16 protein-coding genes are annotated in these 24,088 nt (G+C 63.8%); 6 read left to right on the top strand and 10 right to left on the bottom strand.

All coding sequences use genetic code 11. The annotated features are described in order from the left end of the window. Positions 1 to 149 precede the first annotated feature (149 nt). From AB6809_RS23130 to AB6809_RS23115, 4 genes are all read right to left on the bottom strand, one after another. Positions 150 to 1,265: an ABC transporter ATP-binding protein gene (locus tag AB6809_RS23130; RefSeq protein ID WP_006048507.1), complete on the bottom strand. Its 1,116-nt coding sequence runs from the start codon at positions 1,263 to 1,265 to the stop codon at positions 150 to 152. A gap of 89 nt (positions 1,266 to 1,354) precedes the next feature. Continuing rightward, a complete protein-coding gene (locus AB6809_RS23125) occupies positions 1,355 to 2,212 on the bottom strand; it encodes a carbohydrate ABC transporter permease (protein WP_006048508.1) in 858 nt (285 codons plus the stop codon). Beyond that, on the bottom strand, positions 2,202 to 3,140 hold the full coding sequence (locus tag AB6809_RS23120; RefSeq protein WP_006048509.1) for a carbohydrate ABC transporter permease: 939 nt from the start codon (positions 3,138 to 3,140) through the stop codon (positions 2,202 to 2,204). Before AB6809_RS23120 ends, AB6809_RS23125 begins: the two co-directional genes overlap by 11 nt. A 153-nt stretch (positions 3,141 to 3,293) precedes the next feature. Further along, positions 3,294 to 4,541 carry an ABC transporter substrate-binding protein gene (locus tag AB6809_RS23115; protein WP_006048510.1) on the bottom strand — a complete coding sequence of 416 codons (1,248 nt, stop codon included), beginning with the start codon at positions 4,539 to 4,541 and terminating at the stop codon, positions 3,294 to 3,296. A 487-nt stretch (positions 4,542 to 5,028) separates the two neighbouring features. Between AB6809_RS23115 and zwf the strand changes: the two genes are divergently transcribed. From zwf to AB6809_RS23095, 4 genes are all read left to right on the top strand, one after another. After that, the gene (zwf, locus tag AB6809_RS23110) at positions 5,029 to 6,492 is read left to right on the top strand and encodes a glucose-6-phosphate dehydrogenase (protein ID WP_029971139.1); all 1,464 of its coding nucleotides are present in this window, start codon (positions 5,029 to 5,031) and stop codon (positions 6,490 to 6,492) included. 49 nt (positions 6,493 to 6,541) lie between these two features. Then, positions 6,542 to 7,294 carry a 6-phosphogluconolactonase gene (gene pgl / locus AB6809_RS23105; protein ID WP_006048512.1) on the top strand — a complete coding sequence of 251 codons (753 nt, stop codon included), beginning with the start codon at positions 6,542 to 6,544 and terminating at the stop codon, positions 7,292 to 7,294. Further along, positions 7,272 to 9,188, top strand: a complete 1,917-nt coding sequence (locus tag AB6809_RS23100; RefSeq protein WP_006048513.1) for a bifunctional transcriptional regulator/glucokinase — start codon at positions 7,272 to 7,274, stop codon at positions 9,186 to 9,188. Before pgl ends, AB6809_RS23100 begins: the two co-directional genes overlap by 23 nt. Before the next feature lie 152 nt (positions 9,189 to 9,340). Further along, entirely contained in the window at positions 9,341 to 10,267 is a 927-nt protein-coding gene (locus tag AB6809_RS23095; protein WP_029971138.1) for a bestrophin family protein, read from the top strand. 41 nt (positions 10,268 to 10,308) lie between these two features. Here AB6809_RS23095 and AB6809_RS23090 read toward each other — a convergent pair whose 3' ends face one another. The 5 genes from AB6809_RS23090 to apbC form a co-directional block, all read right to left on the bottom strand. Further along, positions 10,309 to 11,022, bottom strand: coding sequence for a lysozyme inhibitor LprI family protein (locus AB6809_RS23090; protein WP_029971137.1), 714 nt, complete (start codon positions 11,020 to 11,022; stop codon positions 10,309 to 10,311). A 2-nt stretch (positions 11,023 to 11,024) separates the two neighbouring features. After that, on the bottom strand, positions 11,025 to 13,310 hold the full coding sequence (locus AB6809_RS23085; protein ID WP_006048516.1) for an arginine/lysine/ornithine decarboxylase: 2,286 nt from the start codon (positions 13,308 to 13,310) through the stop codon (positions 11,025 to 11,027). Positions 13,311 to 13,397: 87 nt separating this feature from the next. Then, positions 13,398 to 13,967 (bottom strand): dCTP deaminase, encoded by a 570-nt coding sequence (gene dcd / locus AB6809_RS23080; RefSeq protein WP_006048517.1) that lies wholly within the window; start codon positions 13,965 to 13,967, stop codon positions 13,398 to 13,400. A 306-nt stretch (positions 13,968 to 14,273) separates the two neighbouring features. Beyond that, positions 14,274 to 14,807: a superoxide dismutase family protein gene (locus tag AB6809_RS23075; RefSeq protein ID WP_006048518.1), complete on the bottom strand. Its 534-nt coding sequence runs from the start codon at positions 14,805 to 14,807 to the stop codon at positions 14,274 to 14,276. 120 nt (positions 14,808 to 14,927) lie between these two features. Then, positions 14,928 to 16,016: an iron-sulfur cluster carrier protein ApbC gene (gene apbC, locus AB6809_RS23070; protein WP_114155858.1), complete on the bottom strand. Its 1,089-nt coding sequence runs from the start codon at positions 16,014 to 16,016 to the stop codon at positions 14,928 to 14,930. A gap of 381 nt (positions 16,017 to 16,397) precedes the next feature. Between apbC and AB6809_RS23065 the strand changes: the two genes are divergently transcribed. Further along, a complete protein-coding gene (locus AB6809_RS23065) occupies positions 16,398 to 17,051 on the top strand; it encodes an OmpA family protein (protein ID WP_029971135.1) in 654 nt (217 codons plus the stop codon). 413 nt (positions 17,052 to 17,464) lie between these two features. After that, entirely contained in the window at positions 17,465 to 19,612 is a 2,148-nt protein-coding gene (gene metG, locus AB6809_RS23060) for a methionine--tRNA ligase (RefSeq protein ID WP_371027285.1), read from the top strand. 95 nt (positions 19,613 to 19,707) lie between these two features. Here the strand turns inward: metG and AB6809_RS23055 are convergent, their stop codons facing one another. After that, complete coding sequence (locus AB6809_RS23055) at positions 19,708 to 24,075, bottom strand: translocation/assembly module TamB domain-containing protein (protein WP_029971133.1); 4,368 nt, start codon at positions 24,073 to 24,075, stop codon at positions 19,708 to 19,710. Positions 24,076 to 24,088: the final 13 nt, after the last annotated feature.

The following is a 24,088-nucleotide window of genomic DNA, read 5'->3' as shown; positions in this document are numbered from 1 at the left end:
CGCTTCACTTCGTTCGCTGTGGTCAACTCACGATGGGACTTGCACCCACAAGATTGCGCCCATGCTGGGCGCACAAAGAAAAGCCCCTTGCGTCGCGAGACGCAAGGGGCTTTCTCAATGAGGCAAGGCCAAGCGATCAGACCAAAAAATCAGGCGATGCGCTCTTCATTCGACGGATCGAACAACACCGCTTTCGACGTATCGAACAGCAGCGTCGTATTCGTCAGCGGCTGCGGATTCGACGCCGGGTGCACGCGGCTCACCACGCGCTTGCCGTTGACCTGCGCGAACACCAAAGTGTCCGGCCCGGTCGGCTCGATCACGTCGACCTTCACTTCGATCTGTTGCAGCTTCGCATGATCGCCATGCGCGCCGCGAGCATCGGTAATGCGCTCGGGACGCAAGCCGAGAATCACTTCGCGGCCCACGTGCGACTTCACCTTCGCCGAGTCGAACGGCAGATTCAGCGCCGTGCGCGCAATGCCCGTATCGAGTTCGAGACCCACGCCCGCGCCCTGCTCGACGAGCTTGCCCTGGATGAAGTTCATCGGCGGCGCGCCGATGAAGCCGGCCACGAACAGGTTCGACGGCGAGTCGTAAATCTCCTGCGGCGCGCCGAACTGCTGGACGATGCCGTCTTTCATCACGGCGATGCGGTCGCCGAGCGTCATCGCTTCGATCTGATCGTGCGTCACGTAGACGATCGTCGTGCCGAGGCGTTGATGCAGCAGCTTGATTTCCGAGCGCATCTCGATACGCAGCTTGGCGTCGAGGTTCGACAGCGGTTCGTCGAACAGGAACATCACCGGGTCGCGCGCCAATGCGCGGCCCATTGCCACGCGCTGACGCTGGCCGCCGGACAGTTGACCCGGTTTGCGATCCAGCAGATGCGTGATCTGCAGCGTGTTCGACACGCGGTCGACAATCTGCGTCTGTTCCTGCTTCGGCACCTTGCGGATATTCAGGCCGAACGAAATGTTCTCGCGCACCGTCATCGACGGATACAGCGCGTACGACTGGAACACCATCGCAATATCGCGATCTTTCGGCGACAGGTTGTTCACCGTCTTGCCGTCGATCTGGATCTCGCCCTTGGTCACCGTTTCGAGGCCGGCGATCATATTGAGTAGCGTCGACTTACCGCAGCCCGAGCCGCCGACCAGAATCAGGAACTGACCGTCTTCGATGTCGATGTTGACACCCTTCAGAACCGGCACCCCGTTCGGGTAGGTCTTGTACACGTCACGGATGGAAAGGCTTGCCATGCTGTGAATCCTCTAGTCTCTGGTACTGCTTGAAAACGTCTTGTTTATGCGCCGGGACACGCCGCCGCGCTCGGATGGTTTGCGAGGCGTTAGCCCTTCACCGCGCCGGCCGTCAGCCCGCGCACGAAATAGCGTCCGGCGATGATGTAGACGAGCAAGGTCGGCAATGCGGCGATGATCGCGCCGGCCATGTCGACGTTGTATTCCTTCACGCCCGTCGACGTATTCACGAGGTTGTTCAGCGCCACCGTGATCGGCATCGAATCGACGCCGGAGAACACGATACCGAACAGGAAGTCATTCCAGATCTGCGTGAATTGCCAGATGAGGCAGACCATGAAAATCGGCAGCGACACGGGCAGCAGAATCTTCGTGAAGATCGTGAAGAAACCCGCGCCGTCGATACGCGCCGCCTTCACGAGTTCAGCCGGAATGCTCACGTAGAAGTTGCGGAAGAACATCGTCGTGAACGCGATACCGTAGATCACGTGCACCACCACCAGGCCGGTCGTGGTGTTCGACAGGCCGAGAAAGCCTTCGAAGCGCGCCATCGGCAGCAGGATCGCCTGGAACGGAATGAAGCAGCCGACCAGCAGCATCGTGAAGATCGGATCGGCGCCGCGAAAACGCCAGTGCGTGAGCACATAACCGTTGAACGCGCCGATGATCGACGAGATCAGCACCGCCGGAATTACCATCCGCACCGAGTTCATGAAGAACGGCTGCATGCCGTCGCAACGCACACCCGTACACGCGCCGCTCCATGCCTTGATCCACGGATCGACGGTCCAGTGCGTAGGCGGCGTCAGCAGATTGCCGGTGCGCAACTGGTCGATGTCCTTGAACGACGTGGACAGCATCACGTACAGCGGAAACAGGAAGTACAGGGCAAACAGGACCAAGGCCGCGTAAATGACGGCACGGCTGATCGTCATCTTAGGCTGCATTGCGGGTGCTCCTCGATTCCAGATACATGAGCGGCACGAGCACGGCCACGACGGTTGCGAGCATCATCATCGACGATGCCGCGCCGACGCCGAGTTGCCCGCGATTGAACGAAAACGTGTACATGAAGATAGCCGGCAGCGACGACGACGTGCCCGGACCACCCGCCGTCAACGCGACGACGAGGTCGAAGGTCTTGATCGTGATGTGGCAAAGAATCAGCAGCACCGAGAAGAACACCGGACGCATGCTCGGAATCACGATCTTGCGATAGATGGTGGGCAGATTCGCGCCGTCCATCTGCGCGGCCTTGAAGATTTCGCCGTCCACGCCGCGCAGGCCCGCAAGAAAGAGCGCCATCACGAAGCCGGTGGATTGCCATACCGCCGCGATCACTACGCAGAAAATCGCCTTGTCCGGGTCGCCCAGCCAGCTAAACGAAAAGCTCGTCCAGCCCCAGTCGTGGAAAACTTTTTCGAGGCCGATGCTCGGCGTCATGATCCATTGCCACGCCGTGCCGGTCACGATAAACGACAGCGCCATCGGATACAGAAACACCGCGCGCAATGCGCCTTCGTTGCGGATCTGCTGATCGAGCAGGATCGCGAGAAAGAGACCCAGGCCGATGCAAATGCCGATGAACGGAATGCCGAACCAGCCGAGGTTCGCAGCCGAGGTCCAGAACACGTCGTTATCGAACAGTTCGCGATAACGGTCCAGACCGACGAAATCATAACGAGGCATCAGTCGCGAATTGGACAGCGACAGATAGCCGGTGATGGCGATAAAGCCATAGACGAAGATCAGGCTGATCACGACGCTGGGTGCGAGCACCAGCTTCGGAATCCAGCGATCGGCAAGGGCCGCCATGGGCGACGTGCGGCGGGCGACGCTAGCCGTTTTCCCGTTTCCGCTGATAGAAGCAGTCACTACTCGACTCCTGCTGAAACTGTCAGGTGAAGCCGCGTGCATGCGAGGCGCAGTGCAAACAGCGCACACCGCATTGCGCGAATTCACGCGATCAACGGCGCGAAGGGCGCGCCCGCTTAATACATTCGACGGACGCGCCCTTCGCTACTTCACTTACTTGGTCTTCGCTGCCTTCGCGAGCGCGGTCACTGCGCTCTTCGAATCCTGCTGCGAGTTCATGAACTTCGTGACGACGTCGGAGATCGCGCCGGCTGCCGCATCCGGCTGAGCCATGCCGTGAGCGAGCGACGGCACATAGCCGCCCGACTTGATCGCCGTTTGTTCATCCGCGTACGACTTCTTCGCGCAGTCGTCGAACTTCGCCATCGAGACGCCCAGACGAACCGGAATCGAGCCCTTGTTCAGGCTGAACTGCTCCTGGAACTCCGGCGTCATGATCGTCTTCGCGAGCGCGAGCTGACCCGGCGTTGCCGCCTTCTGGCCTTTCTGCTGGAAGAACACGAACGAGTCGACGTTGAACGTGTACGACTTTTCGGTGCCCGGCACGGCGGCGCAAACGTAGTCCGCGCCCGACTTCTTGCCGGCGTTGGCGAATTCGCCCTTCGCCCAGTCGCCCATGAACTGCATGCCGGCCTTGCCGTTGATGACCATCGCCGTTGCCAGGTTCCAGTCACGGCCCGTGCGGCCCGCGTCGAAGTAACCCTGGATCTTGCGGACCGTGTCGAACACGCCGACCATCTTGTCCGAAGTCAGCGTCTTTTCGTCGAGGTCGACCAGCGCCTTCTTGTAGAAGTCCGCGCCTTGCGACAGCACGACGTCTTCCCACAGCGTCAGGTCTTGCCACGGCTGGCCGCCCATCGCGATCGGCTGGATGCCCGCGGCCTTCATCTTGTCGGCCACCGCGAAGAATTCAGGCCACGTGGTCGGCACCTTGCCGCCTGCCTTGTCGAGCGCAGCCTTGTTGATGTACAGCCAGTTCACGCGATGCACCGAGAACGGCGCCGCGACATAGTGGCCGTCCGCGTGCATGATCTTGTCGATTTCCGGCGGCAGGTTCTTCTTCCAGTCGCCCGCGACGGAGTCGATCGGCACCAGCACGCCTTGCGAAGCCCAGTCCTGAATCAGCGGGCCCTTGATCTGCGCGGCGCTCGGTGCATTGCCCGAGATCACCTGCGTCTTCAGTGCCGTCATGGCAGCCGCGCCCGCGCCACCCGCAACCGCAAAGTCCTTCCACGTGTAACCCTGCTTCGTCATGTCGTCCTTGAGGACGCCGACGGCTTTCGATTCGCCGCCCGAAGTCCACCAGTGCAACACTTCGACCGACTCGGCAGCCTGCACGGCCGAGACGCCACACATCAGACCCGCGGCGCACAGAGCGCCCATGATCGCGCGAAATTTCATTGCTTATCTCCTCCAGACACCTGAACAAAAAACAAATGGCCCCTGATGTCGCCAGGGTGCTGTGGTTGGTTCAAACAGGCAAAACACTGGGCGATCGAGCACGGTCGGGCGCATGCGTTAAGGCATGTGCCGGCGGACCGATGTCCGGCCGCTGGAAGCTCAAGAGATGAGTGATTCGGGATGCAACTGACTGTCTCCTCTTTTGATTTTTGCCCGCCCGCGTCGCGCGGCAGACTCGAGGCTGGCCCATGCCGGCAATGCAATGTCCGTTTGCAATGTCCGTTAACATGCAGGGGACGTTGGCCGATTCGCGAAACGTGCAACTGACATGCAGCGCACGCTTTTTTCATCGAATTAGCGCTACCTCTTGATTTGGATTGTAGTTAAACTACAATTCAGTGTCAAAAAATATTTTATCGGACTACGGTCGCCTGTTCGCGAGGAGCGAGCGGTTGGCGCGGCGGCCCCAGGACATCGACGGAGACTCATGCAAACCGATTCAAGTTTCACCTTCGTTCTCTTCGGCGGAACCGGCGATCTGTCGATGCGCAAGATTCTCCCCGCACTGTTTGAAGCACACCGTGCGGGCGGCATGCTGGCCGACAGCGGCAAGATCGTCGCGGTCGCGCGCCACGCAGCGGATCGAGGCGAATATCTTCAGTGGGTCAACGAGCACGTCAAGCCGCATGTATCGAAGAACGGTGTCGACGAAACGGCATGGGCGAGTTTTCTCGAACGCATCGAGTTCGTGAAGATCGACCTGGGCAATCCCGAAGACTTCACGTTGCTGCGCGATGCGGTGAAGGACTTGCCCGGCATCCGCGTGTTTTACCTGGCCACCGGTCCGTCGCTGTTCGTGCCGATCTGCCGCGCGCTCGCGTCGGTGGGGCTGAACGAAAACGCGCGCATCGTGCTCGAAAAGCCGCTCGGCTACGACCTGAAGTCGTCGAATGCAATCAACGACGCGGTCGGCGAAATCTTCGCGGAAGAACAGATCTACCGTATCGACCACTACCTCGGCAAAGAGCCCGTGCAGAACCTGCTCGCGCTGCGCTTTGGCAATGCTTTGTTCGAGCCGCTGTGGCGTCGCGAATGGGTCGAAAGCATCCAGATCACGATCGCGGAAGAACTCGGTGTCGAAGCGCGCGGCGATTTCTACGACAATACCGGCGCGCTGCGCGACATGGTGCAGAACCATTTGCTGCAACTGCTTTCGATCGTCGCGATGGAGCCGCCGCATTCGATGGATTCCGACTCGGTGCGCGACGAAAAGCTGCGCGTGCTGCGCGCGCTCAAGCCCATCAATCAGCTCGACATCGGCAAGGTTGCGGTGCGCGGCCAGTATCATTCGGGCGTGATCCGCGGCAACGCCGTGCCCGCCTACGCGACCGAACCCGGCGTGAAGCAGAACAGCACGACCGAAACCTTTGTCGCGCTGAAGGTGGAGATAGAAAACTGGCGCTGGGCGGGCGTGCCGTTTTTCCTGCGCACCGGCAAACGGCTTGCCGATCGCGTCGCGGAAATCGTCGTGAATTTCCGCTCGGTGCCGCATTCGGCATTGGGCGCATCGGCATTGCGCGCGAGCGCGAATCGTCTGGTGATCCGCTTGCAGCCGAACGAGACCATCCGTCTTTACTGTCTCGCGAAGCAGCCGGGCGAAGGCATGAACCTCGCCAGCGTTCACCTCGATCTCGCGTTCGACCAGTTCTTCCGCGAAGGGCAGATGGAAGCGTATCAACGTCTTCTGCTCGACGTGATCAACGGGCGTCTCGCCCTCTTCGTGCGGCGCGACGAACAGGAAGCCGCGTGGCGCTGGGTCGAACCGATTCTGAACGAATGGAAGGCTTCGAACAAACCGCCGAAGCCGTATGCGTCGGGCACATGGGGTCCTGCCGCGGCGAGCGCGATGCTCGCGCAGCACGGCACCTGCTGGCTCGAAGAAGAGAATTGATTCGCGGCGGCTGGTCGCCGCGCTAACAAAAAAGCAGCACGGAGGAGAAGTGATCGAGCTTCACGCTTTCGACGATCAACGCGCGCAATCCGACGCGTTGGCGAAGGCAGTCGGCGACGCGCTACATGCATCGCTGGCCGCCCAGGCGGCAACGTCGGACGCCGGTATTGCCGGCGCGTCCACGGCCGGTACGTCCACCACGACATCTGCGGCCCGCCCGGCGCTGCTCGCCGTTTCGGGCGGCAGCAGTCCGCGCCCGTTCCTGCAGACGTTATCCACGCAAAGTTTCGACTGGGCGCGCATCGCCGTGACCCTCGTCGACGACCGCTGGGTGCCCGAGACGGACAGCGCGAGCAACGCGCAGCTCGCGCACGCGACGCTGCTGCAAAGCGCCGCGCAGAACGCGACCTTCTGGCCGCTCGCCGACACATCGCAGGACCTGCATTCGCACGTCGCCGCGCTGAACGCCGACGCGCGTTTTGCCAATGCGCCCGACGTCGCGATTCTCGGCATGGGCGAAGACGGCCACACTGCGTCGATCTTCGCCGACGCGCCCGAGTGGGATCACGCGATCACCACGCGCGAGCGCTTCGTCGCCGTGCATCCCGGCAGCGCGCCGCATGCGCGCGTGAGCTGGTCGCTTTCCGCGCTGAAGGAAGTGAAGCACCTGTTTTTGCTGATCGCAGGACCGCGCAAGATGGACGTGCTGAACGCCGCCGCCTCTTCGCTACAAAAAAATGCCATCTCGCAGTTGGCGAACGACAAGGGAGTGAGACTCGATGTCTACTGGTGTGCAAACTAAGGCTGCTCCGGGCGCGGGCCAGCACGCCGATGGACCGAGGCTTCTCGCCGACATCGGCGGCACGAACGCGCGCTTCGCGCTCGAAACCGGGCCGGGCGAAATCGGCTCGGTGCAGGTCTATCCGTGCGCGGAGTATCCCGGTGTTGCCGAGGTCATCAAGAAGTATCTGAAGGACATGAAGATCGGCCGCGTGAATCATGCGGCCATTGCAATTGCGAACCCGGTCGACGGCGATCAGGTCAGCATGACGAATCACGACTGGACCTTCTCGATCGAAGCCACGCGCCGCGCGCTCGGCTTCGACACGCTGCTGGTCGTGAACGACTTCACCGCGCTGGCGATGGCCTTGCCGGGCCTCACCGACGCGCAGCGCGTGCAGGTCGGCGGCGGCACGCGCCGCCCGAATAGCGTGATCGGCCTGCTCGGTCCGGGCACCGGCATGGGCGTGTCCGGCCTGATTCCCGCCGACGACCGCTGGATCGCGCTCGGCAGCGAAGGCGGCCACGCGACCTTCGCGCCCGCCGACGAGCGCGAGGACATCGTGCTGCACTACGCGCGCAAGAAGTGGTCGCACGTGTCGTTCGAGCGCGTGGCCGCGGGCCCCGGCATGGAAGTGATTTATCGTGCGCTCGCGGGCCGCGACAAGAAGCGCGTGGCGGCCAACGTCGACACGCGCGAGATCGTCAAGCGCGCGCTCGAAGGCGAGCCGCTCGCCGCCGAATCCGCCGATGTGTTCTGCGGGATTCTCGGCACCTTCGCGGGCAATATCGCGGTGACGCTGGGCGCGCTCGGCGGCATTTACATCGGCGGCGGCGTGGTGCCGCGGCTCGGCGATTTCTTCGCGCGCTCGTCGTTTCGCAAGCGCTTCGAGGCGAAGGGCCGCTTCGAGGCGTACTTGCAGAACGTGCCGACGTATGTGATCACCGCCGAATATCCGGCCTTTCTCGGCGTGTCCGCGATTCTCGCCGAACAGTTGTCGAATCGCGCGGGCGGCAGTTCGTCGGCGGTATTCGAGCGGATTCGCCAGATGCGCGACGCGTTGACGCCGGCCGAGCGCCGCGTCGCCGATCTCGCGTTGAACCACCCGCGTTCGATCATCAACGATCCGATCGTCGACATCGCGCGCAAGGCCGACGTGAGTCAGCCGACCGTGATCCGCTTCTGCCGTTCGCTCGGCTGCCAGGGGCTGTCGGATTTCAAGCTGAAGCTCGCCACCGGCTTGACCGGCACGATTCCGGTCAGCCATAGCCAGGTGCATCTCGGCGATACCGCGACTGACTTCGGCGCGAAGGTGCTCGACAACACGGTGTCGGCGATTCTGCAATTGCGCGAGCATCTGAACTTCGAGCAGGTGGAACGCGCAATCGATCTGTTGAACGGCGCGCGTCGTATCGAGTTCTATGGCCTCGGCAATTCGAACATCGTCGCGCAGGACGCGCACTACAAGTTCTTCCGCTTCGGCATTCCGACCATTGCTTACGGCGATCTGTACATGCAGGCGGCTTCCGCTGCGTTGCTCGGCAAGGGTGACGTGATCGTCGCGGTGTCGAAGTCGGGCCGCGCGCCCGAGTTGCTGCGCGTGCTCGATGTCGCGATGCAGGCCGGCGCGAAAGTGATCGCGATCACGTCGAGCAACACGCCGTTGGCCAAGCGCGCTACCGTCGCGCTCGAAACCGATCACATCGAGATTCGCGAGTCGCAGCTTTCGATGATCTCGCGCATCCTGCATCTGGTGATGATCGATATTCTCGCGGTCGGCGTGGCGATTCGTCGCGCGGTGCCGAGCGCGGACGTTGCGGAAACGGTGGCGAAAGCGCGTCAAGGCGCGGACGACGACGCAACCGCCGTACTCGACTGGCTCAGTCACGGCGCGGCTTCATCGGCGCGCGATTGACGTTTGCAGATTGAGGCTTGCATGAAGGCCACGCTACGGCGTGGCCTTCATGCTTTCTGCTGAAGCATTGCCCGTGCGAGCCTGCGCTTCAATCGCGCGGCTCGCACAACAAGCGATAATAGAAACTCCATCGCTCATGGCACAGCACACCGATGATCATCCGTCCGCATCTCCATTGGTTCCGCATGCTGCTTGCGTGGCGCGGCTCGGTGCTTCCGCAGTTGCTTCCCCGGCTCTTCCTCATTTTCGCGATCTCGATTGTTGCGGTCGCGGCGCACGATCATCTGCTGCCCATCTCGCTGAACCTCAACACGACTGCGCCGTTCTCGCTCGTCGGCATCGCTCTCGCGGTGTTTCTCGGCTTTCGCAACAACGCCAGTTATGACCGCTGGTGGGAAGCGCGCAAGCTCTGGGGTCAACTGCTGAACGACGCGCGTTCGCTCATTCGTCAGGCGCTGACCTTGCGAACGACGCCGTTGCCCAAAGAAGACGCGGCCGAATTTTGCGCGGCATTGGGCGCGTTGCCGCATGCGCTGCGGCATCAGCTTCGCAAAAGCGATCCGCGCGAAGACCTCGCCGCGCGCCTGCCGCCTGCGCTGTTCGAACGCGTGATGGCGTCGCGCTACCAACCGGCGACATTGATGCTGGTTCTCGGCGAATGGGTGCAGCGCCAGGCGCAAAAAGGCTCAATCGATCCGATGGCCGTACTCGCGTTCGACCGGAATCTGAATGGCTTGTCGGATGTGATCGGCGGATGCGAGCGCATTGCCTCCACGCCGCTGCCGTTTGCCTACTCGGTGATGATTCACCGCACGGTCTACTTCTTCTGCGCGTCGCTGCCGTTCGGACTCGTCGACAGCATCGGCATTTTTACGCCGGTGTTCGCGGTGTTCGTCGCGTACACGTTCATGGCGCACGAAGCGATCGCGTCGCAAATCGAAGAGCCGTTCGGCACCGACGACAACGACCTCGCGCTGCACACCATGTCGCTCACCATTGAAGACGCACTGCGCGATCTGCGCGGCGAACCCGCGGTCGCGCTGCCCGATCTGCAAGCCGACAGCTACGCGTTGACCTGAAGCTCTCGTCTCGATGAGGCGGCTTCTGCGCGCGCAGAAGCCTAGTCGTTGCCGACCGTTTCCGACAAGCGCTTGAGCGTCGCCACACGCGCACCGATGATGTCGATGCGGCCCCGCTCGTCGACCAAAGGCGTGCTTGCGTTCAGATAAGCGGTCCACGCCTTTTGCGCGCGCGTCAGCGTGGAACGCGAACGCGCCGGCATTTTCGCTTGCAGACGACGGTAGTAGCGGTTCATGTCGAACATCGCGTGTTCGCAGCGCGCGTCGGCGGCACAGGCGCGCACACGGCCGCTCCGCGAACGACCGGCCTTAGGTTGCCCACCTGAGCTCGCATCTGCCGTTGCGCTGCGCAGCACGAGCGCGCGGTCGCGCACCGGCTGCAATTGCATATCGGCGGCGGCAAGCACATACATCGTGCCGCGCGTGGTGGCGAACACCGCCGCGAGCAGTTGCGTGTCGGCATCGCGCCAGGCCTGCCAGCTCGCCTGACTCTTCTGCCACTGCTTGCGGCGCGTCTGCGGCGACTCGCCCTGCAACTGCTGCCATGCGTTATCCAGCGCGCTCTTCCAGCCGATGCGCGCCGTCTCCATGCACTGCACCTGCCCGGCCGTCGACGACATGTCGCTGCGCGCAAGACAGGTGCGCATGGCCGCGTCGATCGGATCGGCGGCGGCGACTTCGGCGCGCGCCGCGAGCGGCGCGGCGCCAAGCAGCAGCGCACAGATGACAGCCCGCGCGAGCAACGTCGATCGCATCGTCAGACGCGCACGCAATCGACGAAATATTCGATGCGCCCGTTGATCATTTCGCCGACCAGTCCGTGGATGTCCGTGTGGAAACCCGGGAAACGCTCGTTGAATTCGCGCGCGAAGCGCAGATAGTTGACGATGGTCTTATTGAAGCGCTCGCCCGGAATCAGCAGCGGAATGCCCGGCGGGTACGGCGTCAACAGAATGGACGTGACGCGGCCTTCGAGTTCGTCGATAGGCACGCGGTCGATCTCGCGATGCGCGAGCTTCGCGAATGCGTCCGACGGCTTCATCGCCGGCTCCATGCTCGACAGGTACATCTCGGTGGTCAGGCGCGCAATGTCGTTCGCACGGTAGACGCTGTGAATCTGCTGGCACAAATCGCGCAAACCGACACGCTCATACGTCGGATGCAATGCGACGAAGTCCGGCAGCACGCGCCACAACGGCTGGTTGTTGTCGTAGTCGTCCTTGAACTGCTGAAGTTCGGTCACCATCGAGTTCCAGCGGCCCTTCGTGATGCCGATCGTGAACATGATGAAGAACGAGTACAAGCCGGTCTTCTCGACGATAATGCCGTGCTCGGCCAGATACTTCGTGACGATCGCGGCCGGAATGCCGGTCTCGCCGAAATCGCCGTTCATGTCGAGACCCGGCGTGACGATGGTCGCCTTGATCGGGTCGAGCATGTTGAAGCCTTCGGCGAGCGGGCCGAAGCCGTGCCACGAATCGTCGGGACGCAGCATCCAGTCCTCGCGCGAGCCGATGCCCTCTTCCGCGAACTGGTCGGGGCCCCACACCTTGAAGAACCAGTCGTCGCCGTACTCGGCGTCGACCTTGCTCATCGCGCGGCGGAAGTCGAGCGCCTCGGCAATCGACTCTTCGACCAAAGCGGTGCCGCCTGGCGCTTCCATCATCGCCGCTGCCACGTCGCACGACGCGATGATTGCGTACTGCGGGCTCGTCGACGTATGCATCAGATACGCTTCATTGAAGCGATGCTTGTCGAAGCGGCTGTTCTTCGAATCCTGCACGACGATTTGCGAAGCCTGCGAAATGCCGGCGAGCAGCTTGTGCGTGGAGTGCGTCGCGTAGATCATCGCGCCGATACGCGGACGGCCCGCGCCGATCGCATGCATGTCCTGATAGAACTCGTGGAACTCGGCGTGCGGCAGCCAGGCTTCGTCGAAATGCAGCGTGTCGAGCCATTCGCCCAACATCTCCTTGATCATCTCGACGTTGTAGATCACGCCGTCGTACGTGCTTTGCGTGATGGTGAGAATGCGCGGCTTCAGGTTCGGATTATTCGCAAGCGCTTCGCGCGCGAACGGATTCGCCGCGATCTTCTTGCGGATGTTTTCCGGCTCGAATTCGCTGCGCGGAATCGGACCGATGATGCCGAAGTTGTTGCGCGTCGGCGTGAGGAACACCGGAATCGCGCCGGTCATCGTGATCGCGTGCAGGATCGACTTGTGGCAGTTGCGATCCACCAGCACGATGTCGCCCGGCGCGACCGTGCCGTGCCAGACGATCTTGTTCGACGTCGACGTGCCGTTGGTCACGAAGAACACGTGATCCGCGCTGAAAATGCGCGCGGCGTTGCGCTCCGATGCCGCAACCGGGCCCGTGTGATCGAGCAGTTGACCGAGTTCGTCGACCGCATTGCAGACGTCGGCGCGCAGCATGTTCTCGCCGAAGAACTGATGGAACATCTGCCCAAGCGGGCTCTTCAGAAACGCGACGCCGCCCGAATGGCCCGGACAGTGCCACGAGTACGAGCCTTCTTCCGCGTAGTGCACCAGTTCCTTGAAGAACGGCGGCGCGAGCGAATCGAGGTACACCTTGGCTTCGCGGATGATGTGGCGCGCGACGAACTCCGGCGTGTCCTCGAACATGTGGATGAAGCCGTGCAGTTCGCGCAGGATGTCGTTCGGCAAATGGCGCGACGTGCGCGTCTCGCCGTACAGGAAAATCGGAATGTCCGCGTTGCGGCGGCGCACTTCGGTCACGAACGCGCGCAGTGCGACGATGGCCGCCGCGAGTTCCGGCGTCTCGCCTTCGACCACGACGTTTTCGACGTACGGCAGCAGCTCGTCGTCGTCGATGGAAAGGATGAAGCACGACGCGCGGCTCGACTGCTGCGCGAACGAAGTCAGATCGCCGTAGCTCGTCAACCCGAGCACTTCCGCGCCTTCTTTCTCGATTGCTTCGGCCAAAGCCCGGATGCCGGAACCCGAGATGTTCTCGGAGCGGAAATCTTCGTCGATGATGACGACGGGAAAACGGAACTTCATGGGCGATTCTCCAAAAAGAACGACCGCTGCATTCGATAAATTGCAGCGGTCACCCTGTGTACCTGGTGGGTCGATGCGCTGCCGGCGTCAGGTCTTCGGCAACGTGACGCCGTGCTGACCTTGATATTTGCCGCCGCGATCCGCGTACGACGTTTCACAAATCTCATCGCTTTCGAAAAACAGCACCTGGGCGACGCCTTCGTTCGCGTAGATTTTCGCAGGCAAAGGTGTCGTATTCGAGAATTCGAGTGTGACGTGGCCTTCCCATTCCGGCTCGAACGGCGTGACGTTCACGATGATCCCGCAGCGCGCGTAAGTCGACTTGCCGAGGCACACGGTCAGCACCGAGCGCGGAATGCGGAAATACTCGACCGTGCGCGCGAGCGCAAACGAATTCGGCGGAATGATGCAGACGTCGCCCTTGAAGTCCACGAACGATTTCTCGTCGAAATTCTTCGGATCGACAATGGTCGAGTTGATGTTCGTGAAGATCTTGAATTCGTCGGCGCAGCGAATGTCGTAGCCGTAGCTCGAGGTGCCGTAGCTGACAATCTTCCGGCCGTCTTCGGAGACGCGAACCTGATCGGGCACGAACGGCTCGATCATTTTGTGCGACTCGGCCATGCGCCGGATCCACTTGTCGGATTTGATGGTCATAGGTGAACGCTGCTCGACGTGAATAACAGAGGTGTGACGGATAACCGCCCGGTGTGCGCCGGCCGCCTTGCGGCCGGTTTCGCGCATTGCCGTGACGGCGGGAAGGCTGCTAGCGCGCCCGGACGAAGCCGCCCGCGAGTCCTGTTGACGATAACGCCAGCCGGACGCCGCGACGAAAGGCGCTTATTTTACGCGATCACGAAGATGCTGCCGCGGATGCGGGCCACGAATGCGGACCACCAAGGCGCCGCGAATGGACAAGCGCGCGGCAACTGCCGACAAGCGCGCGGCCCGTCATGCGATCGTTCATTGCCGGATCGCGCCGCACGCGAGCGCCGGACCGGCGCCATGCTGCGGATACGCATAAGGATCGGTGGGATCGCGATGCAGCAGAACCGCGCGTTGCAGGACCGAACGGATACCGTCGAGCGAAACGTCCGGCGCGACGATGAAGCCGGTTGCCACGCCGTTCGCATCCGCATGAATGTTGCCGAGATCGCCTTCCACGCGCGCGCCTGCTTTCAGACGTTCGGCGGCCGGCGAAAATATCTGGCCGGCGCTCGAGCCGTCGGTCGCATTGCAGTCGCCGCGCTCGTGGACTTGCAGCGCGTGATCGCTATTGGGCGGCAAGCCCGAGAGGTTGTAGGTCACCTGCACGCCGTCCGAGCGCTCGATGAACGTCACGAGGCCGCGCGCCTGATTGCCCACGGTGGGCAGCAACTGCGCGTCGGCGCGCTTTTCCTGTGGTCTCAGGAACGCGCTGCAGCCGCATAACAGCACACTGCAGGCAGTCAGGACGATGAACGCATGCACCGCCTGCCCGTCGATTCGTTTTCCCATGCGATCCTCTTGCCGGCCTGGTGGCCGCCCCTGCGGCCGCCGAGCCGAACTTGTGAAGTCGACATGATACCGCGAGAGAAGGCGCAAATAGAGCGTTGCGCCCGCCGCCGCTCGGGCGCGTCAGGTGTTCTGGACCACGATGTTCGGAAACTTCGAGGTCATGTCGCGCGCCCGTTCCGCGATGTGCACCGCCATCTTCCGCGCAATCGTGCGATAGATCTCCGCGATGCGCCCTTGCGGATCGGCCACGACCGTCGGCCGGCCGGAGTCGGTCTGCTCGCGGATCGCAATGTCGAGCGGCAGACTGCCGAGCACGTCGACGCCGTATTCCTTGCCCATGCGCTCGCCGCCTCCGGCGCCGAAGATATGTTCTTCGTGGCCGCAATTCGAGCAGATATGCATGGCCATGTTCTCGACGATGCCGAGAATCGGAATGCCCACTTTCTCGAACATTTTCAGGCCCTTGCGCGCGTCGAGCAGCGCGATGTCCTGCGGCGTCGTGACGATCACGGCGCCGGTCACGGGCACGCGTTGCGAGAGCGTCAACTGGATGTCGCCGGTGCCCGGCGGCATGTCGACGATCAGATAGTCAAGATCGCGCCAATTGGTCTGCCGCAGCAACTGTTCGAGCGCGGAGGTGGCCATCGGGCCGCGCCAGACCATCGGATTGTCCTGTTCGATCAGGAAGCCGATGGAGTTGGCCTGCAGGCCGTGACCCGTCATCGGATTCATGGTCTTTTCGTCCGGCGATTCCGGGCGCCCCTCGATGCCGAGCATCAACGGCAGCGACGGCCCGTAGATGTCCGCGTCGAGTATGCCCACCGAAGCGCCTTCGCTAGCCAGCGCGAGCGCGAGGTTGACCGCGGTCGTGCTCTTGCCGACACCGCCCTTGCCCGACGCCACCGCCACGATGTTTTTAACGTTCGGCAAGAGTTTCACGCCGCGCTGCACCGTATGCGCGGCGATTTCCTGCGATACCTCGACGCGCGTCCCGGCCACGCCCGGCACGGCCTTGAGCGCGTCGTCGAACTGCTTGCGGATCGCGTCGAATTGGCGCATGGCCGGATAGCCGAGTACCACCGCGACGCTAACCGTGTCACCCTCCACGGTTACGTTTTTGATGTTCCTGGCAGCGGCATACGGCCGGCCGGTGTTAGGGTCAGCGACGGCTGCGAGCGCAGCGTCGACCAAAGCCCGATCGATACTCATTGACACTCCGAGGGAACACTCGCGGCGCGGCGGAATCGAAGTCCCGTCCACGCGCCGGAATTTGCAAGAAATTGTTAGGCAGCATTGCGAAAACCGGGCCTGCCGGGCACCCTTCGGGCAGGCGGACGGCCGTGGGGCCGCATCGCTGCGCGCCAGGCTTTATTGTAGTGGCTCGCGTCGTGCGCTGCCGGAAGACCCTTCTTCACTGTCGGACCGGGACTGAAGAGCGGCCCTGGGTTGACGCCCGGGTTCCGTCTCGATGAGCAGTCTGCTTGGCTCCCGCCGCGTTCGCCGTCCAGGCTTGATCCAGACGCAACGCTGCGGAGTGCTTTACCTGCGCGCTTCATGCGCGTCATTCGCTTCACTCAAGAGGACTTAAAAATGAATGCAAGAATCATGACTCGCCTGGCTGTTTTCGCGGTTGCCGGCTCCTTGCTGGCAGGCTGCGCTAGCCAGCAAGGCACCAACACGGCCGTCGGCACGGGCGTGGGCGCCGGCACCGGCGCGGCGCTGGGCGCGATTTTCGGCGGCGGCAAGGGCGCGGCAATCGGCGCCGGCGTCGGCGCTGCGGTGGGCGGCATTACCGGCTACAACTGGCAATCCATTCACAACAAGCTGTCGGGCGCCACCAAGGGCACCGGCACGCAGATCACCGAGCAGCCGGACGGCTCGCTCAAGCTGAACATTCCGAGCTCGGTCACGTTCGACACGAACAGCTACGCGATCAAGCCGTCGTTCGCGCCGGTTCTGGACCAGCTCACGCAAACGCTGCAGCAGAATCCTGAAGTGATCGCGCAAGTGGTCGGCCACACGGACAGCACCGGCCAGCCGGCGTACAACCAGACGCTGTCGGTCAACCGCGCGCAAAGCGTGACGGGCTATCTGGCGCAACGCGGCGTCGCGCCGCAACGCCTGTCGGCAGAAGGCATGGGCCAGAACCAGCCGATCGCCGACAACAACACCGAAGCCGGCCGTGCCGCTAACCGTCGCGTGGAAATCTATCTGCGCGCCACGGCTCAGCACACGACGCAATAAGGACAGCGCGCGAAAGCGCAGGAGAAATGGGCGGGCGAGGGCCGGCCGCAGGGTGGGCCCCGCGCGCCTGGCGTCGACGTGCGCCGCGCCATGATCCAGCCGTAAAAGATGCATCGCGGGAAATCTCGCACGAGGACGAAAAAAATTTCGAACTCTCGCGAAAATCCGCTGTCTGTCTTTACGGTACGTGGCTGGCGAAGCCGCCGCGTCACCATTCTCCTCTTGTCGTTGTTGCTCCGGGGTTAATCGCCCCGGTTTTTTTTGGGCGCTCGCTTTTCGCATCGCCCGGTGCAGCGCGGCATGACTCCGGCTTCGCATCCCGCTCCGCGTCCGGCTCCGCGCGAGCCCGCGCCCGGTGGGCGTCCGCCTGCTAGAATCGACCTTTCGTCCCACCGCAGGCTCCCACCATCCTTATGTCAGCACCCGCTACCGATCTCATCGCAGGCGCGCCGTCGGGCCGCCGCCAGATTCTCGTCACGTCGGCCCTTCCTTACGCGAACGGGCAAATCCATATTGGCCATCTGGTCGAATATATCCAGACGGACATCTGGGTCCGCGCGCTGCGAATGCACGGTCACGAGGTCTACTACGTGGGCGCCGACGACACGCACGGCACGCCGGTCATGCTGCGCGCGGAAAAAGAAGGCATAACGCCGAAGCAACTGATCGACCGCGTGTGGCAGGAGCACAAGCGCGACTTCGACAGCTTCGGCATTTCGTTCGACAACTACTATTCGACCGATTCCGAAGAGACCCGCGTCCTCAGCGAGAACATCTACCTCGCGCTGAAGGAGGCGGGCCTGATCGACGCGCGCGACATCGAACAGGCGTACGACCCGGTCAAGGAAATGTTCCTGCCCGACCGCTTCATCAAGGGCGAGTGCCCGAAATGCGGCGCGAAAGACCAGTACGGCGACAGTTGCGAAGTCTGCGGCTCGACTTATCAGCCGACCGAGCTCGTCAATCCGTATTCGGTGGTGTCGGGCGCCACGCCGATCCGCAAGACGTCGACGCACTACTTCTTCCGCCTGTCCGACCCGCGCTGCGAGAACTTCCTGCGCGCGTGGGTGGGCGGCCTTGCCCAGCCGGAAGCGACGAACAAGATGCGCGAATGGCTCGGCGACGCCGGCGAAGCCAAGCTCGCCGACTGGGACATCTCGCGCGACGCGCCCTACTTCGGCTTCGAAATTCCCGGCGCGCCGGGCAAGTATTTCTACGTGTGGCTCGATGCGCCGGTCGGCTACTACGCGAGCTTCAAGAATCTCGCGCAAAAGCGCGGGCTCGACTTCGACGCGTGGGTCCGCAAGGGTTCGACGGCCGAGCAGTATCACTTCATCGGCAAAGACATTCTGTATTTCCACACGCTGTTCTGGCCGGCCATGCTCGAATTTTCGGGCCACCGCACGCCGACCAACGTGTTCGCGCACGGCTTTCTGACCGTCGACGGCGCGAAGATGTCGAAGTCGCGCGGCACCTTCATCACCGCGCAAAGCGTGATCGACACGGGGCTGAATCCGGAATGGCTGCGCTACTACTTCGCCGCCAAGCTGAACAGCACGATGGAAGACCTCGACCTGAACCTCGACGACTTCCAGGCGCGCGTGAACAGCGATCTGGTCGGCAAGTACGTGAACATCGCGAGCCGCGCCGCGGGCTTCCTGATCAAGCGCTTCGACGGCCGTGTGCAGGACAGCGCGATGCAGCATCCGCTGCTCGCTTCGCTGCGCGCCGCGGTCCCGCAAATCGCCGCGCATTACGAGGCGCGCGAGTACAGCCGCGCGCTGCGTCAGACCATGGAACTGGCCGACGCGGTGAACGCCTACGTCGATACCGCCAAGCCGTGGGACCAGGCGAAAGACCCGGCCAACGCCGTCGCGCTGCACGAAACATGCAGCGTGAGCATCGAGGCGTTCCGCCTGTTGTCGCTTGCGCTCAAGCCGGTGCTGCCGAAGCTCGCCGAAGCCGTCGAAGGCTTTCTCGGTATCGAGCCGCTGGTGTGGGCCGACGCCAACGTGCCGCTCAGCTCCGCGCGCCCGATCAACGCGTACAAACATCTGATGACGCGCGTCGATCCGAAGCAGATCGAAGCGCTGATCGCGGCCAATCGCGACTCGCTGCAGGCCACGCCGGAAACGGCTGGGTCCGCCGCGGACGCGAAGGCAAAGTCGAAGGCTGCCAAAGCAGCCGCTGGTGCGTCTGCGGCGAGCGACGAAACGCCAGGCATCATCTCGATCGACGACTTCGCGAAGATCGACCTGCGCGTCGCGAAGATCGTCGACTGCAAGGTGGTGGAAGGCTCGGACAAACTGCTGCAACTCACGCTGGATGTCGGCGAAGAGAAAACGCGCAACGTGTTCTCCGGCATCAAGTCCGCGTATCAGCCGGAGCAGTTGATCGGCAAGCTGACGGTGATGGTCGCGAACCTCGCGCCGCGCAAGATGAAGTTCGGTTTGTCCGAAGGCATGGTGCTGGCGGCATCGGCGGCGGACGAGAAAGCCGAACCGGGCCTTTACGTGCTCGAGCCGCACAGCGGCGCGAAGCCGGGCATGCGGGTGAAGTAAAACCGGCAGCGGGCTTTCCGCACCACGCTTTCGCCCGGCAAACAAAAACGGCACGTCCTCAAAAGACGTGCCGTTTTTTTACGCCTGCGAAAAAGTCACCACTTGATCCGGTCGTAGCGCCGCGTGTAGAGCAGCGTGAGGCCGTCGAACGTGCCGCCATAAGCCGCGACCGACCAGTAGCGCGTCAGATTGACCGTCGCCTTGATCGCGTTGCTCGCCGACTGCAAGCCCTGCTCATAGCCGATCACGAGCCATTCGTTGATCGCCTTCGACACCATCACCACCTGCGGATCGGTGAGCCCCACTTCGCTGTGTCCAATCGAAAACTCGTCGAGCCCGAAGGTCTGCGCAATCCGCTTGCCGCTCGCGCTGCCGAGCAACGCGAGCGCCGTCGTCATCGTGCTCTGCTGGCCGAGGTTATTGCCCTGGTCCGTACCGTGGCCGAACAGCAGCCATGAGAGCTTTTCGTTGTCCGGCACGTTCGGCTCGGACACGAGCTTCGCGACCGGGAACTGAACTGTGCCCGTCACCTGCACGCCCGCCTCGACCTGCTGATTGCGGCGCATGGCCAGAATGTTGAGGCCCGGATTCGCCACCGGTCCGTTGAATGTGAAGAAGCCGTTTTCGATGTTGAGCTTGCGGCCGAACGCGGTATACGTCGAGCCCGGCGTCACGCGGACGTTGCCGACCGCGCGCAGCGGCAGATTCGGCGCGCTCATCGCGGTGATGGTGCCGGTCAGGCCAAGATCCGCGCCTTGCCCGCGAAAGCGGAAGCTGTTGCCGAGACTGATGTCGATGTTCGCGCGCGGCGCGAACGGCCCGATCGGCTTGTTGCTGCCGGGTACCGGCCGCGGCCGCTCGCCGGCCACGGTACCGTCGGGGCGCACCACGACCACGTCGTCGCCTAGCTTGGGCGCCGATTGCTCCGGCATGTCGAACAACGCGTGATCGACGACGAACTTGCCGTTGATCGCCATGCCGCCCTGCGCACCCGCGTTCGCGACGGTCGCGCTGCCCGTCAGCGACAGATTGCGGTCCGGCGCGGCAAACAACTCCAGTTTGTCGGCGACGATGCTCGCCGTCAGATCCGGCTCCGCGCCGTCGAGGCGCACGCGGCCCGTGGCCCGCAAGGTGCCGCTCGCGCCGTGGAACTCGACCTGCTGGAAGTCCACGAGATTGTGCGACAGCGCGATCCGCACGATGCCGTCCTTCAACTGCACGCCCTGATCGACGAGCGTGGCGGACAACTCGTCGCCGAGCAGCGAGCCGGTGAGATTGGGCTTGGCCACCGTGCCGCCGAGCGCGAGCTTCAGCGCGAGATGGCCGTCGAGCAGATAACTCGGGCCGAACAGCCCGCCGGTGGTTTTCAGCGACGGCACGTTGGCGCTCACATTGCCGCTGAGCGCACTCTCTTCGTCGACGGTCAAGAAGCCGTCGCGCGCGACGAGCGTGGTGTGCGCATCCGCGTCGATCACGCCGATGCGGCTCGCCTGCGCGTGCAGCGTGGCATTCAGACGATTGCCGCCGCTGAACTCGGCGCGCGCGGCCATATCGGTAATGCCGAGCGATGCCAGCCCGCGGCCGATTTCAACCGTGACGTCGCCGCTGCGGCGCTTCAGTTGGATATGGCCGCTTGCGGTGCTGCCGAGCGCGAAGTCCCAGTCGCCGTCGAAGATCAGATCGGTCCTCACCGCCGGCGGCGCGCCGGTGATCTCGCGCCGCAAGTCCTGCAGACGCGCGAGCGAAATGCCGGTCAGCGTGCCCGCCGATTGCGCGCGGCCGTGATCGAACGCGAACGACTTCAGGCTCAGCACCGCGCCTTCGAGCGTGAGCCGCGTCGCGCCGAGCGTGAGGTGGCGCGGCCCGGCGCTCACGGCAAGCGGCGACTCGAGATTCAACGCGGGCGTGCCGCGGTTTTGCAGACGCGTCACGGTGCCGTCCCAGCGCGTGCCGTCGCGTGCTTCGGTGAGCTTGCCGTTGGCCGCGAGCGTCAGATCGAGCGGCCGATCCTGCAGCTTGCCGGTCGCGGCTGCTTCGAGCGAATGATTGGCGCGCGTGCCGGTCAGGCGCGCGGTGAGCGTGGCGAGATCGACGCCGCCGGCGCTCACGTTGCGCGCATCCGTTGTGAAGACGAGCGCGCCGTTCGCGCCGTCGCGCACCTCGGCGTGGCCCTCCGCATGGCCGATGCGGTTGCTGCTCAACACGACGCTGTCGGCCTTGTAGTTCAGCACGACGTTCGGATGGTCGAACGAGCCGGTGAGATCGCCGTCGGCGGCAATCAGTCCGGCGAGGCCGAAGCCGAGGCGCTCGAGCGCGGGCGCGTCGATATGAAAACGCAAGCGGTCGCCGCGCGCGCCGAAGCTGCCTTGCAACTCCACCTGATTGCCCGCCACCGACAGGTTCGCGCGGCTCGGCAGGATTCGCGAGCCGGCCAGTTGGATCGTGCCGCCGCCCGTCAGCGGCAGGCCGTCGTAGACGCTCGGGCCCAGTTTGAATTCGGCCTTGGTGGTGAAGCCCGGAGCCAGCACGCCGGTCGCGGACAAGGTGCCGTTGACCTTCGCCTCGATCTTGCGCGCGGGCGGCGCGGCGCGTTTCGGCGCGGGCGTCCTGCGCTGCATGACCTCGCTTTTGACGACGGCCTTGCCGGTGTTCTTCACGGCGGCAGCCGCCTTGTCGGCCGGAGCCGCGCTTTTTGCGCCCGCGGTGCTGCCGGCTTCGCTGGAAGCTTCGGCGGCCCGCTTGCCTTTGGCTGCGCGCTGCGGTCCCGCGGACGTGGCGACCGGCGTGCGCGACGGCATCTGCGAGGTCAGCGTCAACGGGTCGAAGTCGGTCAGTTGCGCTTTCAGGTTGTAGCTGGAATTGGCGTCGTGCTTGAGCGCGCCGGACAGTTCGATGCGGCCCTTGCCCGACGTGATGCGCACGTCGTTGAAGCTGAGCCGCGCCGGGTCCATCGTGAGCTTGCCTTGCGCCCGCAACGCCGCTTTCGGGTCGGCGAGATCGAGCGTCACGCTCTGAATGTCGTCATTCAGACGGATGGCGATGGGCCCGGAAAGCTGCGTCGGCCGCACCGTCGCCTGGAGTGCATTGAGGTCGAGGCCGGCGACTTGCAGATCGAACTGCCCGCGCTTGCCGGTGAGCGCGCCGCCGCCTGTGAGCGTCGCGTTCTTCACGAGGCGGACGGCGAGGTTCGAGATGCGCTGCGCGTCGGCGTCGAGGCGCACGTCGGCGTTGGCGTCGATGAGCGGCAGCAGGTTCTGATCGATCGCGCCGGGACGCGCGTTGACGATCGAGATATGGCCCGCGACGGCGAACGGGCTCGGCGTTTTGCTGGGGCTCGGGCGATGGGGGGAGCCTGGGGCATGCACGGCGCCGTCACGGCCCGCTCCGCTGTTTGCGCTGTTTGCGCCGTTCGCGCTGGTCGCCGCCTTTCCGCTGGTCGCGCCGTTTCCGCTGGTCGCGCCGTTCACACTGCTCGCACCCGCCTCCGCCCCCACCGGCTGCAACTCCGCCCTCACGGCGAGATCCGCGAGCGGCGCGCCCGGCGCGAACGCCTGCGGATTGACGTGATCGAACGTCAGCGTCGCGCGCTTGAGCGGCACCTCGGCGAACGGCGTCGCTTCAATTTGCGCGTGCCCGGCGAGCTTCATCCCGCTTGCGTCGAGTTCGGCGAGCACATTCTCCAGCGACCCGCTCAGATGCCCGCCCACCTGCACGGCCTCGTCGTTGACCTTGCCCGAGTAACCGACATCGCCCGTCAGCGGAAACGGTTTGACGCCGTCCAGTTTCGCCGACGCCGTCACCCCGCCGAACGGCGTATCCAGGCGCTCGACCGCGGCCTCGTGATGACGTCCGTCGCTGCGGCCATGAAAAGCGAAGTGCGAAAACTCGCTCGTCGACGTGCCCTGGCGCAGCAGCAGGCTGTCGACTTGCACATCGCGGATCTCGAGTTGCATCGGCAAGCGCAGGTCCTGCGGCAGCTTCAGCGGTTCATTGCTGCTCGGCGACGATGCGCCGATGCGCGCGTCGATGGTGCCGACATGCAGATAGTCGATCGTGAAGCGCCACGGTTCGCGCGTGAGTCCCCAGCGGCCAGACACGCGGTCGATCTGAATGTCGGTGCCGCTGCCGTCCAGCGCGCGCCAGCGCACTGCGCGCAGCCGCACGCCGTTGGCCAGCGCGCCGCCTTCGAGCGTGCCGCTCAGCTTGCCGCCCAGCAGCCGCACCGCCGCCTGCCAGGCGTACGCGGTGCCGCGCTCGGTGGTAAGCGCGCCGTACACGAGACCCAGCGCCAGAACGAGCAGCAACACCAGCACCACGACCATCCAGCCGAGCGTCTTCAGCAGCAGACGGCCGGCGCCGCGGCGCTTCCCAGGCGGCTGCGGCGCGCCGGGTTGTCCAGCGGCGCCGGGCGGCTCGTTGCCGGGCGGCGGCGCGGGAGGTTGGGCGGAAACGTCCGTGGTCATGCGCGGTTCGGGT

The organism is Paraburkholderia sp. RCC_158 (assembly GCF_041355255.1).
In the GTDB taxonomy this organism is placed as follows: Bacteria; Pseudomonadota; Gammaproteobacteria; order Burkholderiales; family Burkholderiaceae; genus Paraburkholderia; species Paraburkholderia graminis.
This window is presented reverse-complemented; position numbering and strand designations above follow the sequence as displayed.

Coding starts and splice junctions, on each gene's coding strand:
- AB6809_RS23130 (WP_006048507.1), bottom strand. CDS start 1,265: ATGGCAAGCCTTTCCATCCGTGACGTGTACAAGACCTACCCGAACGGG.
- AB6809_RS23125 (WP_006048508.1), bottom strand. CDS start 2,212: ATGCAGCCTAAGATGACGATCAGCCGTGCCGTCATTTACGCGGCCTTG.
- AB6809_RS23115 (WP_006048510.1), bottom strand. CDS start 4,541: ATGAAATTTCGCGCGATCATGGGCGCTCTGTGCGCCGCGGGTCTGATG.
- zwf (WP_029971139.1), top strand. CDS start 5,029: ATGCAAACCGATTCAAGTTTCACCTTCGTTCTCTTCGGCGGAACCGGC.
- AB6809_RS23100 (WP_006048513.1), top strand. CDS start 7,272: ATGTCTACTGGTGTGCAAACTAAGGCTGCTCCGGGCGCGGGCCAGCAC.
- AB6809_RS23095 (WP_029971138.1), top strand. CDS start 9,341: ATGATCATCCGTCCGCATCTCCATTGGTTCCGCATGCTGCTTGCGTGG.
- AB6809_RS23090 (WP_029971137.1), bottom strand. CDS start 11,022: ATGCGATCGACGTTGCTCGCGCGGGCTGTCATCTGTGCGCTGCTGCTT.
- AB6809_RS23085 (WP_006048516.1), bottom strand. CDS start 13,310: ATGAAGTTCCGTTTTCCCGTCGTCATCATCGACGAAGATTTCCGCTCC.
- dcd (WP_006048517.1), bottom strand. CDS start 13,967: ATGACCATCAAATCCGACAAGTGGATCCGGCGCATGGCCGAGTCGCAC.
- AB6809_RS23075 (WP_006048518.1), bottom strand. CDS start 14,807: ATGGGAAAACGAATCGACGGGCAGGCGGTGCATGCGTTCATCGTCCTG.
- apbC (WP_114155858.1), bottom strand. CDS start 16,016: ATGAGTATCGATCGGGCTTTGGTCGACGCTGCGCTCGCAGCCGTCGCT.
- AB6809_RS23065 (WP_029971135.1), top strand. CDS start 16,398: ATGAATGCAAGAATCATGACTCGCCTGGCTGTTTTCGCGGTTGCCGGC.
- metG (WP_371027285.1), top strand. CDS start 17,465: ATGTCAGCACCCGCTACCGATCTCATCGCAGGCGCGCCGTCGGGCCGC.
- AB6809_RS23055 (WP_029971133.1), bottom strand. CDS start 24,075: ATGACCACGGACGTTTCCGCCCAACCTCCCGCGCCGCCGCCCGGCAAC.